Here is an 18,009-nt window from a genome sequence, read left to right on the forward strand (position 1 = left end):
ATAAGCATGATAATCTTACAACTATTTTATCATAAAATCTTAACAGTACCATTCAGGAAATTTCAAGTACAATTAAAGATTTTATGGTGAAAAAGGAGACAAAAGTGATAAACTAACAGTATCAAAACACAGTTGCTAGAAACAAGACTGGCACCCAGATTAAAGGAGGAATTCTCATGACAGATACAGACCCTATCAAAAGAGCTCAGACTTTGATTACTGACTTAAACAAAGCCTATCAAGCATGCAAACAGGCAACCGCTGACGACGTCCGCTTTCAGGAGCAATTAAACTCTATTCTTGGCTTTCTAGCCAAGGCTGAGACTGTGGATAATCGAGTCTTGATTGAACTGGAAAAATTTTACCAGACTTCCAGTCTTCTCATGGGACTCAGCGCTCTCAATCCAGACGCTCCTACCCGCGCCGCTTGGCGGGCCTATGACCGCTTCCACTTTGACCAAGTCAAGACCAAGTTGAGTCTCTACGGACCAACCATTATCTTGTAGAAAATAAAAGAAGCTGAGACAAACTGAACTCAACTTCTTTTTTAATATCATATAAGCAATATTAGTCCTGCATCTGACGTTTTACCTGATAAGGTAAGTACAAGACTAGTAAAACCAAACCAGCTCCCAGTAAGGCTAGAAGGGCTAGTTTTTCTTGGAAGGTAATCAACCCAACAACTAATTCCACAAGTAAAACAAAACTGGTCAATCCTCGGACTACAGCCTGTAAGCCTTTTTCCTTTTGCCCCTTGTCCAGTGGAAAGAGTTGGGTCAAATACTGGTAGTCAAAGGCATGATAGAGGGCCAGTAACTGGAAGAGCAAGAGGTAGTTAAAGAGAACTACCACTGCTGTCGCAATCCAAGCTTGCTCGATAAAGACCTGCGCCAGCAAGGAAAGTAGGAGCAGACGGAGACTGAGCGCAAAGAGGTCTCCATTTCGCAAATAAGAACGCAGATAGAGATTTTGCCAAATCTTCCCAGGCACCTTCTGAACAGCTTTTAGGATAAAGTCCAGATAGGCACGACGCTTGACGCTGTTTGAAATTCCCTTTACCTGCGTAAAGAGGGCAAAGAAACGAAGCAAGACTTGCTTACGCTTACTTTCTTGGGAAATGACAAAGTCCCAATCAAGACCAGTTTCAGTGAAAAATTTGCTGGCCTTTTGACGAAAGAGCAGATATTTCCCTACCCCAAATAAAAGCACATAGATCAGAAAAACTGGCAAGCCATAACCCATGGCCAAAAATAAAGGCGCAAATAAAAGCAAGAAAAGGGTCTGGACAAAGAGCCAAAAGAATAGGGAAATGCCAGTTTGACGCTTGAGATGGAGCTTGATTTCCTCTTCTCCAACTAAGAGAAAGAGCTTGTCTGGAGCCTCCATATAGGTGGCAATTCCACCCCAAAGCAAAAGTAAAACAGAGGTAATTCCTATAAACAAAAGGATCGGCCAATGATTTTCAGGAAAATGTTGCAAGAGTTGACTGTACTGGTAGGCTAGAAAGCCCAGCAGAACAAGCAGGAATAAGACAAAGTGGTCATTGAGAACATAGCGCAGATAACCAAGACACTCCTTACGAAAAGCCTGCTTTCTCTTTAAAAACAAGTCTTTCATAGGTCCTCCTCTTTGGTCAGCGCCAAGTAAATGTCATTCAAACTAGCCTCAGGCATGTCAAAAGCCTCGCGCAGTTGTGCCAGATTCCCCTTAGCACGCACCTCCCCCTTGTGGAGAATAACGAAGGCATCACACATCTTCTCAGCCGAATCCAGCACGTGGGTACTCATGAGAATAGACTTGCCTTTTTGCTTTTCCACTTCCAAAAGCTGAATCAAGTCAGAAATCGCCAGCGGATCGAGACCAAGGAAAGGCTCATCCACGATGAAAAGACTCGGATCCACCACAAAAGCACAGATAATCATGACCTTTTGCTTCATCCCTTTGGAGAAATGAACAGGGAACCAGTCTAATTTCTGGTCCAGACGGAACATTTTTAACAAGGGTTCTACTCGCTCAAAAGCCACTTTCTGCTCAATACCATAAGCCATGGCAACCGTTTCAATATGCTCTCTGAGAGTTAATTCCTCATACAAACTAGGCGTCTCAGGAATGTAGCCAATTTGCTTGCGGTAGTTAGTCGCATCTTCTTGCAAGGTCAGGCCATTGATATTGATGGAGCCACTATAAGGTGTCAATAGACCAATAATCTCATTGATGGTCGTTGATTTCCCAGCACCATTGAGACCAATCAAACCGACTAACTGCCCACTTTCAACTGTAAAGGACACATCTTTCAAGACAGGGACATGAACATAGCCACCTGTCAGGTTTTTTATTTCTAACATATTTTCTCCAAATCTGGTATAATGTAGCTATATTATATCAAAATTCAATACAGTAGAGGTAGATTTTATGTCAGATTGCATTTTTTGTAAAATCATCGCAGGGGAAATTCCTGCTTCAAAAGTATATGAAGATGAGCAGGTTCTTGCCTTTCTTGATATCTCTCAAGTGACACCAGGACACACCTTGGTTGTACCAAAAGAGCACTATCGCAATCTTTTGGAAATGGACGCTACTAGCGCCAGCCAACTCTTTACCCAAGTGCCAACAATTGCTCAAAAAGTCATGAAAGCTACCAAAGCTGCTGGCATGAATATCATTGCCAACTGTGAAGAAATCGCAGGGCAAACCGTCTTTCATACCCACGTTCACCTCGTGCCTCGCTACAGTGCCGATGATGACCTCAAGATTGATTTTATCGCCCACGAACCAGACTTTGACAAACTTGCTCAAGTCGCTGAAACCATCAAAAACGCCTAAGGAGTTGCCATGAAATTATCCAATCTACTGCTATTTGCAGGAGCTGCAGCTGGAAGTTATTTGGTCACAAAAAATCGCCAAGCCATCACAGATGAAGTCTTGAACACTACTGACCGCGTTCAAGCTATCAAGGACGACGTGGATATTATCCAAAACAGCCTGCAAATCATCGACCAGCAAAAAGAACTCATCAAAGAATACCAAGAAGACCTGACTTACAAGTTTAAGGTCTTAGAAAAAGATATCCAGACTAGACTAGCTATCATCAAAGAAGCACAGGAAATTGAAGATAAGTAAAAAGAGCTTATTAGCTCTTTTTAAAACGTAAACAAGTTATATCCCATCAACTATACATCACAATTTAGATAACTCACTCACCATTGCACCACTAAATCGAAGACTTTCCGCCGTAATGAAAACACCTGAAATAGTTTGGTTTCATGTGTTCGGAAACTTTGAGACCTAGGCTCAAAGTTTAGGTATGGAACTTCGAAGAAGGTCGCTACCGTCCGTCATTACTTAAGGAAAGTTTTAAAAATCTATAAACAAAAAGAGCTCGACGGCTCTTTTTGTTTATTCTCCATCAAAGGCATCTTTTATATGGTCAAAGAAACCTTTTTTCTTTGGATTGACTTTCAAGTCACCTGCAGCTGCGAATTCTTTCAAGGCTGCTTTTTGGCGGTCGTTCAAACCTGTCGGAGTCACGACATTGACGGTAACGTATTGGTCACCAACTGCACCGCCACGAAGACTCGGAGCTCCCTTACCACGTAGGCGGAATTTCTTACCAGTCTGAGTTCCCTCTGGAATAACCAATTCAACATCACCGTGAACAGTTGGGATATCAACGGTATCACCAAGAGCTGCTTGGACAAAGTTGAGGTTGAGATTGTAGAAGATAGTGGTTCCTTCACGTTCAAACTTGTTGCTGGCTTCTACAGAAACTACTACATACAAGTCACCATAAGGTCCACCGTTAAAGCCCGCTTCACCTTGACCAGCTAGGCGAATTTGTTGACCGGTTTCCACACCAGCAGGGATTTTTACATGTACGCTATGCGCTTGTTTTTCATGCCCTGTTCCGTGACATGTTGTACATGGATCTTTGATTTCTTGTCCGCGACCGTGACAGACATCACAGGTTACTTGGCGACGCATCATACCAAGCGGAGTCTGCGTATCGACGTTAATGACACCAGCGCCATGACAGCGTCCACAAGTGACTGGACTTGTTCCTGGCTTAGCACCAGAACCGTTACATGTACTACAGCTTGCTTCACGATTGTACTTAACTTCTTTTTCAGCTCCAAAAATAGCTTCTTCAAAGGTCAAGTTCACACGATACTGGAGGTCATCACCTTGGCGAGGAGCGTTTGGATTACGCGAAGCACCGCCTCCGCCGAAGAAACTTGAGAAGATGTCCTCAAAACCACCGAAGCCACCTGCTCCGTTGAAACCGCCGAAACCACCAGCACCACCAAAGCCACCGTTGGCACCCGCAGCACCATATTGGTCATAGGCCGCACGTTTTTGGTCGTCACTCAAAGTCTCATAGGCTTCTTGAACTTCCTTGTATTTTTCCTCAGCACCCGGCTCCTTGTTGATATCTGGGTGGTATTTTTTGGATAGCTTACGATAAGCCTTTTTGATTTCGTCTGCCGAAGCGTTTTTTGACACCCCCAGACGATCATAAAATTCAGTATTGTTCATACAAGATACCAAGACCGTAAAATTCGACTGAAAAATATGAAATCTGACGCTGGAGCGATGCTCCTAGGCAGATTTATCTTTTTTCCGAGAATTTAGGTCGGGTTCAATTCCTTTCTTTTATATTTCCAAATAAATCAGGCAAGTCCCTTTTTATCGAAAAACAGAGGCTGGGTTGCAACCTCTGGATTTCTTCCTATCATTACGACGTTCAAGTTTTAAAAATCAAACTAGTAATGCTAAATCGAGCACTCCCTAACCTCTTGGTGAAAAAGACAAATCTTCCTAGAAACTAAAGTTTCTGCGTCAGATTTCCTATTTTCACTGTGAGGTTTTAACGGGCTTTGCATCTTATTTTTCCGTAAACTCTCCGTCTACGACGTCATCGCCTGCGTTTCCTGTTGCTTGTGTGCCTTCTGCTCCTGCTTGAGCTTGTTGCGTTGCTGCGGCTTGTTCGTAGAGTTTAACAGCAAGTCCTTGAGCTTTTTCGTTTAACGCTTCAAGTTTTGCTTTCATTTCGTCCAAGTTGTTGTCTTCTTGAGCTTTCTTAAGGTCATCAAGGGCAGCTTGGGCAGCGTCACGTTCTGCGTCGAAGCCTTTGCCTTCAGTTTCCTTGATTGTCTTTTCAGTCGCAAAGATTGCTTGGTCAACTTCGTTACGAAGGTCTACTTCTTCTTTACGTTTCTTATCTGCTTCAGCGTTAGCTTCTGCATCTTTCATCATGCGATCGATTTCTTCGTCAGTCAAACCAGAGTTCGATTGGATGACAATTGTTTGTTCTTTTTGAGTTCCAAGGTCTTTGGCCTTAACAGACACGATACCGTTCTTGTCGATGTCAAATGTTACTTCGATTTGAGGAATTCCACGTGGTGCAGCTGGGATATCTGTCAATTGGAAGCGTCCAAGAGTCTTGTTATCTGCTGCCATTGGGCGTTCACCTTGAAGAACGTGGATATCAACGGCTGGTTGGTTGTCTGCTGCAGTTGAGAAGACTTGTGATTTAGATGTTGGAATAGTAGTGTTGCGATCGATAAGTTTTGTAAATACTCCACCCATTGTTTCGATACCAAGTGACAATGGTGTTACGTCAAGAAGGACAACATCTTTAACATCACCAGTAATCACACCACCTTGGATGGCAGCACCCATAGCAACAACTTCATCAGGGTTTACTGATTTGTTTGGTTCTTTACCAGTTTCAGCCTTAACAGCTTCAACAACGGCAGGGATACGAGTTGAACCACCAACAAGGATAACTTCGTCGATTTCTGACAAGCTCAAACCTGCATCTGAAAGGGCTTGACGAACTGGAACTTTTGTACGTTCTACAAGGTCACGAGTCAAATCGTCAAATTTCGCACGAGTCAAGGTCATTTCCAAGTGAAGAGGTCCAGCTTCACCAGCAGTGATAAACGGCAAGCTGATTTGTGTTGAAGTTACACCAGAAAGGTCTTTCTTAGCTTTTTCAGCCGCATCTTTCAAACGTTGCATTGCCATCTTGTCAGTAGACAAGTCAATACCGTTTTCTTTTTTGAATTCTGCTACCAAGTGGTCAATGATTTTTTGGTCAAAGTCGTCACCACCAAGTTTGTTGTCCCCTGCAGTTGACAATACGTCGAAGACACCGTCACCCAATTCAAGAATAGATACGTCGAATGTACCACCACCAAGGTCAAATACCAAGATTTTTTCTTCTTTATCAGTCTTGTCCAAACCGTAAGCAAGGGCCGCAGCAGTTGGTTCGTTGACAATACGTTCTACTTCAAGACCAGCGATTTTACCAGCGTCTTTAGTTGCTTGACGTTGAGCATCGTTAAAGTAAGCTGGAACTGTGATAACTGCTTTAGTCACTTTTTCACCAAGGTAGTCTTCAGCATAACCTTTCAAGTATTGAAGAATCATAGCTGAGATTTCTTGTGGAGTGTATTCTTTTCCGTTAGCAGAAACTTTTTCAGAAGTACCCATCTTAGATTTGATAGAGATAACTGTATCTGGGTTTGTAACTGCTTGACGTTTTGCAGCATCACCAACGATGATTTCACCATTTTTGAATGAAACTACAGATGGAGTTGTACGGTTTCCTTCTGGGTTTGCGATGATTTTGCTTTCTGTTCCTTCAAGAACTGCAACTGCTGAGTTTGTTGTACCTAAGTCAATACCGATAATTTTAGACATGTGTTTTTCTCCTTGTTATTTTAATTCTAATTTTGATTTTTTTGATATTCCCCTTAAGTGGTGGGGACGTGAGCAACTCCCTACGGGATTTCATCACTTATTTTTGAGCCTATTGTCTCAAAAATCCCCTGTTTCAGTAGCAAAAGCTACTGAAACTTTCACCACGGCGGGCAATATCTTCCTTGCAAGCCTCCGGCTTGCTTTTTATCTTTCTTTCATAGTTTAGTGTCGTTTCGGACAAGTTTTCAATGTATTTATGTTACGACACGAGGAGTCGAAATCGATTTTATTTCGACGACGAGTTAGTAAGGAGGCTAGGCAAACGTCATAGCGATTGCCGTTTTCTGACGAGTTACTTCAGCAACCGTCAGAATTGCCTAATCGAACACGCCCTAAGCTCTGGGTAAAAAAGATAGATTTCCTTGTGTTCATCGAACACTTCGTCAATCTCCTATTTTTACTGTGAGCTTTTTACGGGCTTTGTATCCTAGTTATAAACCACTACCATGGCTGGGCGTAGGATGCGGTCATGGAGTTTGTAGCCTTTTTGGAAAACTTGGGCGATGGTATCTGCTGGGTGTTCATCGTCTGCTGGGAGAGTTTGGATGGCCATATGGTAGTTATGGTCAAATTCGCCGTCAGCTGCGATTTCTTCGATTCCTTCTTCTTTCAAAGCGTGAATCAAGCTCTCTTGCACCATCTCCAATCCTTTTTTGACATCGTCTGTCAAACCTTCAACTGCAAGGGCACGCTCTAGGTTGTCCAAAGAAGGGAGAATTGCTTTTGCCAAGTCTTGGCTACGGTAACGTTGCAAGTTTTGACGCTCTTCATTGGCACGGCGTTGGATATTTTGCATTTCTGCATGAGCACGAAGGTATTTATTTTCGAACTCATCCGCACGTTCATTTGCCAAGTCCAATTCAGACTTCTCAGGAGCTGTTTCTTCAGCTGTTTCCACAACTTCCTCTTCTTGAACTTCTTCTACTTCTTCATTTTTTATATCTTGGGCCATTTTCGCCTCCTTTAATGATTTCAATCTTAATGTACTTCGTAATGATTACTGCTGAGATAGCGGTAAAAATCTGTCAACTTCATGGTCAAAACACGGTTGACCACATTGACTTGGTTGATTAGCTGTTGGTAATCCAGATTAACTGGACCGATAATGGCTAGAATTCCAACTCCCCGATAAGGAATGAGGAACTTGCTACTAATCACCGCCAGATCTGCTAGACAGGACTCTTGACTGTCCGCAACACGGACATTTTGCATCTGATCCTCATGCAGCCCCTCACGAATCTCCAAGGCCACCTTTTGCGGTTGATCAAAGAACTGATAGGCTGCTAGATTGGCAAAATTCAAAAGATTGACCTTGCCCGCCACCACAATGTTTTCGTTAAACATTTCTTTAAAGATGTGTTCAAAGAGATCCATGACATTGTCCGTTGTTGTAAAGTAACGCTGGATAATCTGCGGAATCTCTGTCCGAATCTTGTAGTGGATATCTAGAACGGTGTGACCGAGGAAACGTTCCTGAATGATATTCTTCAGTTTCAGCAAATCCTCCTGCAAGAAGTTCCTTGGAATCAGAAACTGACTGGTAACCGTCCGAGACTCGTCTAGGGTGAATACTGCCAAGGCTGTATGTTGCCCCAAAACAACGATATCAAAGGCTGTCAAACGTTGCCTGCTCGGTTCAACATCTAGTGCTACTACCGTACAGCCACTCAGGTCTGTCAGTAGGTTAGCGGCCTCTTGCAGAATATCCTCCAGTTTGAAGAATTCCTGATCAAAGGCTTTAACAATCTCATAAACCTCATTTTCAGCCAGTCGGTCAAAATCCAGTGAGTGTTTCACATAGTACTGAAAACCAGCAACACTTGGCATCCGACCACTTGAAGTATGAGCCTTTTCAAGCAAACCTTGCTTTTCTAGAGCCGCCATGTCATTACGAATGGTTGCGCTGCTAGAGTTAATAGACTCTTGCAAGGCTTTGGATCCGACAGGTTCGTGCGTTTTGGTAAAGATGTCAATAATCAGATTTAAAATATCCTGTTGACGCTCTGTAACCATCTCATCACTCCTCTCTGTCTGATCGATTAGCACTCGATACCCTCAAGTGCTAACTTATGATTCTATTATACACCCTTAGAAGAGAATGTCAAGATAAAAACTCAAAAAATTAGCACTCTTTTGTAAAGAGTGCTAAAAATCAGTCTGAAGACCTAGAAACTTACTGTTTATCTACTAGGTATTTTCTTTTTAGTCTGAAATAACCATAGATTAGATAGGAAATCAAGAGAGCATATAAAAGAAAAATAACGAAGAAAGACATAGAAAGTTCTTCTCTAAATAAACTTATACAAACAACCAAACCACCTAAGAAAGTAGCTGCACATGAACGAAGTCTATATCGCATGACTTCCCATCTGAGCCCCTTACTCATATAGACTTGATCCTCTGAAAGTAGATCAGAAGCTGGTTTACGAAAAATTGAACAAAAACCTGTTTCTATCAATTCCCAACCTCTATTTCTAAAATCTTGCAGTTCATGCTTATACTTTTTAAGAAATCTAGAATCATAGATACAGTAGATAACATCGTCTGGTTGACATTGGTCAAAATAGAACAAACCAAAACGACTCGTTCTATACCTCCAACCTTCCAAGTGCATCTCATGTAAATATTTTTCTTTCTTATCCAAATCAAGAATCGTGAAGATCCGAAATTGTACTCTGCTATTCATTGTCTTACCCCAAAATTAGAAAACATGCCTGACGTTATTTATTAGATAATTCTTTCCACTTTTGAAACAATTTCCAAAAAATATAAGAAATCTGAATCACAAAAACTATCAATAAAACCCAATCTATTATGAAAATCAAAAACACTTCCCAACTGAAATAACTACCTCTACCGAGGAACTTTGAAAAAACCGGTAGTAGAGCTGAAAAGAGAAGTAAAATAGGAAGCATCCGCATTGTTAAAATGCGTTTGACCATAGCTAACTTCCCGGTCGCATCATTATAGATTTCAAACTCCGCATCCGATTCAATTTCAGAATGTGCTTTTCTAAAGTAGGAAAAACCATTAAAGTTTGTAATATGCTCCCAGCCACAGTCTTTAAATAGTTGTAAATAGGAGGCTCTCTCTGATTTTTTCATGGGATAAAAGTCCAACTGATAAGACATCTGCTCAGGCTGACACTTTTCAAAAGTATACTTAACCGCAAACAATAAGATAGAATAGCTTACTTTTCTAAGTTTCCAGCCTTTAGCATGCATTTCTCTAAAGTATAAAGTCTCCCTCTCATAATCCGCAATTGTAAAAATTCGATAAACAATTTTCTTTTCCATCATCCTTCCTCCCGACTGTTTCTATAGAGCCGTTCAATACGTTTCAATTCAATATCTAAGACTTTGCGCCCCAAGTCTGTGATCTGATAGATTTTCCGTTTTTCTTCTTCTCGGACAAAGGAAATCAAACCATCCTTTTCCATTTTTGATAAGGTTCCATACATAGTTCCAGGACTAATCAAGACTTGCGAATCTGTCATATCCTTGACCTTTTGCGTAATACTATAACCATGACGCTCCTTTTGCAAACAGAACAAGATATAAAAACCCGTTTCCGTCATGGGAAGATAAACTCGACGAATCTTATCCGTTAATTCCATTTATAACCATCTCCTATTCAGTTCGATATATCGCACTTCGCTATATAAAATATATCACACCTCGATATAAAACGCAAGAAATAATCTACATTCTATCTAAACATCGATCGACTATTTTACCTTCAAATCCAACTCCATGCATTAGATAATCCACACTATCTTATACTATTCAAACTACTTCAGCTTAGCCTTGCCGTATATATGTTACTGACTTCGTCAGTCTTATCTACAGCCTCAAAACAGTGTTTTGAGCTGACTTCGTCAGTCTTATCTACAGCCTCAAAACAGTGTTTTGAGCTGACTTCGTCAGTTCTATCCACAACCTCAAAACGGTGTTTTGAGCAGCCTGTGACTCGCTTCCTAGTTTGTTCTTTGATTTTCGAAGAGTATTAGCTTTCCTTCAACCTACTACAGTTGACAAAGAAGCAATCAAAAAGCAACGCTAGACACGTTGCTTTCTGATTTAAACAAAGCTAGTTGTGTATCAACTCATTTTACTGATTTTACACAAATCACTTGTTATTGACTTCATAATCTACAAGTCTTTACTCTTCCTCCCTCCGTTTTCTTGAAATGAGAAGTCCGCCAGTCATAGTTGCAAAGAGAGCTGCAATAAATGACGTATTTGATTGTTGTGTTCCTGTATTTGGAAGTTGTCGATCTTTATTTATTGTAGTATCAGATTTTGACGTTCCCTCTGAAACTTCATTAGAGCTACCATCATAATTTGGCTTAGCTGGTGTTTCTTCTGAAATACCGTTCACAGTTCCAACATAGGTTGGAACTTCTGTAGTTGGTGGTGTAATCAAGTTGCCTGAGCCATCTGTACTGCTTGTACCTACTGGATCTGTATAGGCTGGGACTTCTGCTGTTGGTGGTGTAATCAAGTTACCTGCGCCATCTGTACTACTTGTACCTACTGGATCTGTATAGGCTGGAACTTCTACAGTTGGTGGTGTAATCAAGTTGCCTGAGCCATCTGTACTGCTTGTACCTACTGGATCTGTATAGGCTGGAACTTCTACAGTTGGTGGTGTAATCAAGTTGCCTGAGCCATCTGTACTACTTGTACCTACTGGATCTGTATAGGCTGGAACTTCTACAGTTGGTGGTGTAATCAAGTTACCTGCGCCATCTGTACTGCTTGTACCTACTGGATCTGTATAGGCTGGGACTTCTGCTGTTGGTGGTGTAATCAAGTTGCCTGAGCCATCTGTACTGCTTGTACCTACTGGATCTGTATAGGCTGGAACTTCTACAGTTGGTGGTGTAATCAAGTTGCCTGAGCCATCTGTACTACTTGTACCTACTGGATCTGTATAGGCTGGAACTTCTACAGTTGGTGGTGTAATCAAGTTACCTGCGCCATCTGTACTGCTTGTACCTACTGGATCTGTATAGGCTGGGACTTCTGCTGTTGGTGGTGTAATCAAGTTGCCTGAGCCATCTGTACTACTTGTACCTACTGGATCTGTATAGGCTGGAACTTCTACAGTTGGTGGTGTAATCAAGTTGCCTGAGCCATCCGTGATACTTCTACCTACTGGAGTTACTGCTTCAATGGCTTTAACTCCTGTAGTTTGAGCATTGTCTACTCCTGCTTGATCTTTCGCTTCATTGATAGCATTTACTGCTGCGATGGCAGCTTTCGCTACTTCGGCTTTCGCTGCTGCTTTTTCATCGTCTGACAATTTAGCATTCTTATCAATTGAGGCAATCTTAGATTCTGACGCTGTTTGGATGGCTTCTAGGGCTTTCTCTTTACCTACTGGAGTTACTGCTTCAATGGCTTTAACTCCTGCAGTTTGAGCGCCATCTACACCATCTTGATCTTTCGCTTCATTGATATCATTAACGGCTGCGAGGGCGGCTTTCGCTACTTCGGCTTTCGCTGTTGCTTTTTCATCGTCTGACAATTTAGCGTTCTTATCAATTGACGCAATCTTAGCTTCTGACGCTGTTTGGATGGCTTCTAGCGCTTTCTCTTTACCTACTGGAGTTACTGCTTCAATTGCTTTAACTCCTGTAGTTTGAGCTCCATCTACACCATCTTGATCTTTCGCCTCATTAATAGCATTAACGGCTGCGAGGGCGGCTTTCGCTACTTCGGCTTTCGCTGCTGCTTTTTCATCGTCTGACAATTTAGCGTTCTTATCAATTGACGCAATCTTAGTTTCTGACGCTGTTTGGATGGCTTCCAGTGCTTTCTCTTTGCCTACTGGAGTTACTGCTTCAATTGCTTTAACTCCTGCAGTTTGAGCGCCATCTACACCATCTTGATCTTTCGCTTCATTGATAGCGTTAACGGCTGCGATAGCGGCTTTCGCTACTTCGGCTTTCGCTGCTGCTTTCTCATCGTCTGACAATTTAGCGTTCTTATCAATTGAGGCAATCTTAGCTTCTGACGCTGTTTGGATGACTTCTAGGGCTTTCTCTTTACCTACTGGAGTTACTGCTTCAATTGCTTTAACTCCTGTAGTTTGAGCGCCATCTACGCCTTCTTGATCTTTCGCTTCATTGATAGCGTTAACGGCTGCGATAGCGGCTTTCGCTACTTCGGCTTTCGCTGCTGCTTTTTCATCGTCTGATAATTTAGCGTTCTTATCAATTGAAGCAATCTTAGCTTCTGACGCTGTTTGGATGGCTTCTAGTGCTTTCTCTTTACCTACTGGAGTTACTGCTTCAATTGCTTTAACCCCTGTAGTTTGAGCGCCATCTACGCCTTCTTGATCTTTCGCTTCATTGATAGCGTTAACGGCTGCGATAGCGGCTTTCGCTACTTCGGCTTTCGCTGCGGCTTTTTCATCGTCTGATAATTTAGCGTTCTTATCAATTGAGGCAATCTTAGCTTCTGATGCTGTTTGGATGGCTTCTAGTGCTTTCTCTTTGCCTACTGGATTTACTGCTTCAATTGCTTTAACTCCTGCAGTTTGAGCGCCATCTACACCATCTTGATCTTTCGCTTCATTGATAGCGTTAACGGCTGCGATAGCGGCTTTCGCTACTTCGGCTTTCGCTGCTGCTTTTTCATCGTCTGATAATTTAGCGTTCTTATCAATTGAGGCAATCTTAGCTTCTGACGCTGTTTGGATGACTTCTAGGGCTTTCTCTTTACCTACTGGAGTTACTGCTTCAATTGCTTTAACTCCTGTAGTTTGAGCGCCATCTACGCCTTCTTGATCTTTCGCTTCATTGATAGCGTTAACGGCTGCGATAGCGGCTTTCGCTACTTCGGCTTTCGCTGCTGCTTTTTCATCGTCTGATAATTTAGCGTTCTTATCAATTGAAGCAATCTTAGCTTCTGACGCTGTTTGGATGGCTTCTAGTGCTTTCTCTTTACCTACTGGAGTTACTGCTTCAATTGCTTTAACCCCTGTAGTTTGAGCGCCATCTACGCCTTCTTGATCTTTCGCTTCATTGATAGCGTTAACGGCTGCGATAGCGGCTTTCGCTACTTCGGCTTTCGCTGCGGCTTTTTCATCGTCTGATAATTTAGCGTTCTTATCAATTGAGGCAATCTTAGCTTCTGATGCTGTTTGGATGGCTTCTAGTGCTTTCTCTTTGCCTACTGGATTTACTGCTTCAATTGCTTTAACTCCTGCAGTTTGAGCGCCATCTACACCATCTTGATCTTTCGCTTCATTGATAGCGTTAACGGCTGCGATAGCGGCTTTCGCTACTTCGGCTTTCGCTGCTGCTTTTTCATCATCTGACAATTTAGCATTCTTATCAATTGAGGCAATCTTAGCTTCTGACGCTGTTTGGATGGCTTCTAGTGCTTTCTCTTTACCTACTGGAGTTACTGCTTCAATTGCTTTAACTCCTGCAGTTTGAGCGCCATCTACGCCTTCTTGATCTTTCGCCTCATTAATAGCATTTACGGCTGCGATAGCTGCTTGCGCTACTTCGGCTTTCGCTGCGGCTTTTTCATCGTCGGATAATTTAGCATTCTTATCAATTGAGGCAATCTTAGCTTCTGACGCTGTTTGGATGGCTTCTAGTGCTTTCTCTTTACCTACTGGAGTTACTGCTTCAATTGCTTTAACTCCTGCAGTTTGAGCGCCATCTACGCCTTCTTGATCTTTCGCCTCATTAATAGCATTTACGGCTGCGATAGCTGCTTGCGCTACTTCGGCTTTCGCTGCGGCTTTTTCATCGTCGGATAATTTAGCATTCTTATCAATTGACGCAATCTTAGCTTCTGATGCTGTTTGGATGGCTTCTAGTGCTTTCTCTTTACCTACTGGAGTTACTGCTTCAATTGCTTTAACTCCTGTAGTTTGAGCGGCATCTACACCATCTTGATCTTTCGCTTCATTGATAGCGTTAACGGCTGCGATAGCGGCTTTCGCTACTTCGGCTTTCGCTGCTGCTTTTTCATCATCTGACAATTTAGCATTCTTATCAATTGAGGCAATCTTAGCTTCTGACGCTGTTTGGATGGCTTCTAGTGCTTTCTCTTTACCTACTGGAGTTACTGCTTCAATTGCTTTAACTCCTGCAGTTTGAGCGCCATCTACGCCTTCTTGATCTTTCGCCTCATTAATAGCATTTACGGCTGCGATAGCTGCTTGCGCTACTTCGGCTTTCGCTGCGGCTTTTTCATCGTCGGATAATTTAGCATTCTTATCAATTGACGCAATCTTAGCTTCTGATGCTGTTTGGATGGCTTCCAGTGCTTCCTCTTTATTTGCTTCTAAGTCACCATTGTCATGCACTGCTTTGACTGCAGCTTCACCTGCTGTTTTTGCTTCGGCTACTTTATCAGCGTTTTCTGCTTCTGTAATCTTAGCTTCTTCTGCTGTTTTCGCTGCATCTACTGCTTTTTCTTTTTCTTTACGTTGTTCTGTTGTTAAGCTATTATCTGCTGCGATTGCTGCTTTTTCTGCTTGCACTGCTTTTTCTAAGTCTGCTTTCGCTGCTGCTTTCACAGTATCTAAGTCACCTGGTGTGTGTACTCCTTCAACTGCTTTAACACCTGCTGTTTTTGCTTCGGCTACTTTATCAGCGTTTTCTGCTTCTGTAATCTTAGCTTCTTCTGCTGTTTTCGCTGCATCTACTGCTTTTTCTTTTTCTTTACGTTGTTCTGTTGTTAAGCTATTATCTGCTGCGATTGCTGCTTTTTCTGCTTGCACTGCTTTTTCTAAGTCTGCTTTCGCTGCTGCTTTCACAGTATCTAAGTCACCTGGTGTGTGTACTCCTTCAACTGCTTTAACACCTGCTGTTTTTGCTTCGGCTACTTTATCAGCGTTTTCTGCTTCTGTAATCTTAGCTTCTTCTGCTGTTTTCGCTGCATCTACTGCTTTTTCTTTTTCTTTACGTTGTTCTGTTGTTAAGCTATTATCTGCTGCGATTGCTGCTTTTTCTGCTTGCACTGCTTTTTCTAAGTCTGCTTTCGCTGCTGCTTTCACAGTATCTAAGTCACCTGGTGTGTGTACTCCTTCAACTGCTTTAACACCTGCTGTTTTTGCTTCGGCTACTTTATCAGCGTTTTCTGCTTCTGTAATCTTAGCTTCTTCTGCTGTTTTCGCTGCATCTACTGCTTTTTCTTTTTCTTTACGTTGTTCTGTTGTTAAGCTATTATCTGCTGCGATTGCTGCTTTTTCTGCTTGCACTGCTTTTTCTAAGTCTGCTTTCGCTGCTGCAATAATTGTATCTCTATTGTTCAAAGAGTTATATTTTTCAATAAGTGACTTAGCAGATTCTTTATAATTACTTGTGGTACTTATTTTTGAACTAAGTAAATTATTAATCTCTGTCAATTTTGTTTCATAAGCACCCTTAGTTTCAGGAGTAGACCACTTAGTATCTTCTAATTTTTGTTTTATTAATTTATTATATATTCTCTGTAGTAAATCCTTCGCAACATTTTGTGTATCTTGATTAATATTGAAACCTTGACCAGTTATTGGAAGTGCATATTGCGCAAAACGAGAGTGGTAATCCATTCCCAAGTATCTATCATTAGCTGAACTAATTCTAACTTTATATGAATTTGCTCCTTTGGGTAAAGTGATGCCTTTACTTGTAAAACTTCCTCCAGTTCCTAACGGTTTATATTTATCTTGTGATAATTCTTCTAATGCAGCATCAGCAGTTGTCACATCAAGACTTCCCTTTGCAGGTTTACCATTTTCTGCAGCTACAACTGTCTGCTTTTCATCATCTACATTTACTCCGGGATCAAATTCAGTCGAATATACTAACGACTCTAAACCATTAACTTCGCTAAATACCTCTACTTTATATTTTGCTCTTGACTTTTCTCCGTCACCTTCCATAATCCCACTATAACCTGTTTTAAACTGGATATTTACTTTTGTTTCTTCTTGTGAATGGTAAACTTTAAACCTTTTCTCTATACCTTTATAGCCTTTTACACCTATAGAAACAATTTTTCCTTTTACATCCTCCTGAGAAGAATGATATGGTTTACTTTCATATGAATCTTTATTTTGAGTAGCTTGAGTTCTCACTTCTGATAAAAATAACATATATTTTTTATCTCGATTAAATGACTGTTCTTCTACCCAAGCTGTTTTTCGAGCTCCAACAACGTTTACCGTTTCTAGTGGAAAAACACCTTTCTCCGTTTTTTTTGCTATAGCAAACTTACCAGGACTACCGTCTTCTTGATTTACTGCTTTCCATCCACCAAATTCATTAATTTCAGTTACGCTTCCAGCTGCGAGCCCTTTGGCATCTCCTAAAGTATCCATATCTTGTACTTTTTTATTATTCTCAATATAGTCAGGTAATTCTCTTAATTTTTCAGATAATTTTTCTAAATTAGCATCTGCTGCTGGTGCGGTATACGTTTGATTTGCTGATTTATCATCTGTCGTGCTAGGAGTTGTATCTGTACGGAATGGATTATTTGTATCTAATACTTTTCCATTACGTTCATCTTTAGAACCTGAGTTTGCAATCGAGTTAGATTCTGAAGATTTCTCAGTATTTGTTGCTTTTTTACCTACAGTAGCTTTTCCATTTGTCGTATCTACTGCTGCTACTTCTTTTTTATCTTCTGGTTTTGTTTGTAGTTTTGTTGTTGCTACAACTAAGTTTGCATGTGCTTGTGATAATTCAGCTTGTGTTTTTGCTTTATTTAATACAGATTTTGCTTCATCTAAAGCTATTTTTAATTGATTTACACTATCATCTGTTTTACTAACGTATGTTCCTTGAGAAAGGTTACCATCAATTTCTTTGATTAAATCTGTCAATTCCTTCTTATCTAGAGTCTCCACCTTCTGAGGTGCTGATTCTGGAGAAGGACTATTTTCAACTGTTGAAGGTTGAGTATTTGTCTCTACTGTTGCAGCAGGACTAGTTGCTACTGTATTCCCTTCGTAGGTTCCATTCTGGATATTCTGATCTTTAGGTTGCGGTGCTTGAGTCTCCCCATTAGTTGAAGACACTCCTTGCTCTGCAGCAGATACTGCTCCATTTCCTAAAAACATGAACAAGGCAGCTACTGCGACACTAGCTGCACCAAAGCTGACCTTACGAATAGAAAAACGTAATTGCTTTTCACGATTGTGTTTACCTTTATGAAACATTTAATTTCCTCCATTATAAATATCTTATTATATTTTATAATACTCTTTTTATCAAATAATTCAATA

The 18,009-nt window shown here is 41.3% G+C and carries 13 protein-coding genes; 3 read left to right on the forward strand and 10 right to left on the reverse strand.

What is annotated here, in order from left to right; all coding sequences use genetic code 11:
* The first annotated feature begins 176 nt into the window (after positions 1-176).
* On the forward strand, positions 177-506 hold the full coding sequence (locus ACORHU_RS08510; protein ID WP_004257513.1) for a hypothetical protein: 330 nt from the start codon (positions 177-179) through the stop codon (positions 504-506).
* Positions 507-567: 61 nt separating this feature from the next.
* Here ACORHU_RS08510 and ACORHU_RS08515 read toward each other — a convergent pair whose 3' ends face one another.
* Positions 568-1,617: an ABC transporter permease gene (locus tag ACORHU_RS08515; protein ID WP_061087599.1), complete on the reverse strand. Its 1,050-nt coding sequence runs from the start codon at positions 1,615-1,617 to the stop codon at positions 568-570.
* Positions 1,614-2,345, reverse strand: coding sequence for an ABC transporter ATP-binding protein (locus tag ACORHU_RS08520; protein WP_061087598.1), 732 nt, complete (start codon positions 2,343-2,345; stop codon positions 1,614-1,616). The genes ACORHU_RS08515 and ACORHU_RS08520 overlap by 4 nt, the downstream gene beginning before the upstream one ends.
* Positions 2,346-2,412: 67 nt before the next feature.
* Between ACORHU_RS08520 and ACORHU_RS08525 the strand changes: the two genes are divergently transcribed.
* Both ACORHU_RS08525 and ACORHU_RS08530 read left to right on the forward strand, forming a co-directional pair.
* Positions 2,413-2,823, forward strand: coding sequence for an HIT family protein (locus tag ACORHU_RS08525; protein WP_061087597.1), 411 nt, complete (start codon positions 2,413-2,415; stop codon positions 2,821-2,823).
* Between the two features lie 9 nt (positions 2,824-2,832).
* Entirely contained in the window at positions 2,833-3,120 is a 288-nt protein-coding gene (locus tag ACORHU_RS08530; protein ID WP_434364326.1) for a hypothetical protein, read from the forward strand.
* A 276-nt stretch (positions 3,121-3,396) separates the two neighbouring features.
* Here the strand turns inward: ACORHU_RS08530 and dnaJ are convergent, their stop codons facing one another.
* The 8 genes from dnaJ to ACORHU_RS08570 form a co-directional block, all read right to left on the reverse strand.
* Positions 3,397-4,533: a molecular chaperone DnaJ gene (gene dnaJ / locus ACORHU_RS08535; protein WP_434364328.1), complete on the reverse strand. Its 1,137-nt coding sequence runs from the start codon at positions 4,531-4,533 to the stop codon at positions 3,397-3,399.
* A 348-nt stretch (positions 4,534-4,881) separates the two neighbouring features.
* Positions 4,882-6,705 carry a molecular chaperone DnaK gene (gene dnaK / locus ACORHU_RS08540; RefSeq protein ID WP_434364329.1) on the reverse strand — a complete coding sequence of 608 codons (1,824 nt, stop codon included), beginning with the start codon at positions 6,703-6,705 and terminating at the stop codon, positions 4,882-4,884.
* 487 nt (positions 6,706-7,192) lie between these two features.
* A complete protein-coding gene (gene grpE, locus ACORHU_RS08545; RefSeq protein WP_061087594.1) occupies positions 7,193-7,717 on the reverse strand; it encodes a nucleotide exchange factor GrpE in 525 nt (174 codons plus the stop codon).
* Positions 7,718-7,743: 26 nt separating this feature from the next.
* Positions 7,744-8,778 (reverse strand): heat-inducible transcriptional repressor HrcA, encoded by a 1,035-nt coding sequence (gene hrcA / locus ACORHU_RS08550; RefSeq protein ID WP_101776838.1) that lies wholly within the window; start codon positions 8,776-8,778, stop codon positions 7,744-7,746.
* Positions 8,779-8,938: 160 nt separating this feature from the next.
* A complete protein-coding gene (locus ACORHU_RS08555) occupies positions 8,939-9,451 on the reverse strand; it encodes a DUF2812 domain-containing protein (RefSeq protein WP_434364331.1) in 513 nt (170 codons plus the stop codon).
* A 34-nt stretch (positions 9,452-9,485) separates the two neighbouring features.
* Positions 9,486-10,061 (reverse strand): DUF2812 domain-containing protein, encoded by a 576-nt coding sequence (locus ACORHU_RS08560; RefSeq protein ID WP_371509765.1) that lies wholly within the window; start codon positions 10,059-10,061, stop codon positions 9,486-9,488.
* Positions 10,061-10,381, reverse strand: coding sequence for a PadR family transcriptional regulator (locus tag ACORHU_RS08565; RefSeq protein ID WP_000423985.1), 321 nt, complete (start codon positions 10,379-10,381; stop codon positions 10,061-10,063). The genes ACORHU_RS08560 and ACORHU_RS08565 overlap by 1 nt, the downstream gene beginning before the upstream one ends.
* 545 nt (positions 10,382-10,926) lie before the next feature.
* Positions 10,927-17,943 carry a DUF1542 domain-containing protein gene (locus tag ACORHU_RS08570; protein WP_434364334.1) on the reverse strand — a complete coding sequence of 2,339 codons (7,017 nt, stop codon included), beginning with the start codon at positions 17,941-17,943 and terminating at the stop codon, positions 10,927-10,929.
* Positions 17,944-18,009: the final 66 nt, after the last annotated feature.

This window comes from Streptococcus sp. KHUD_015 (assembly GCF_051106265.1).
Taxonomy (GTDB): domain Bacteria; phylum Bacillota; class Bacilli; order Lactobacillales; family Streptococcaceae; genus Streptococcus.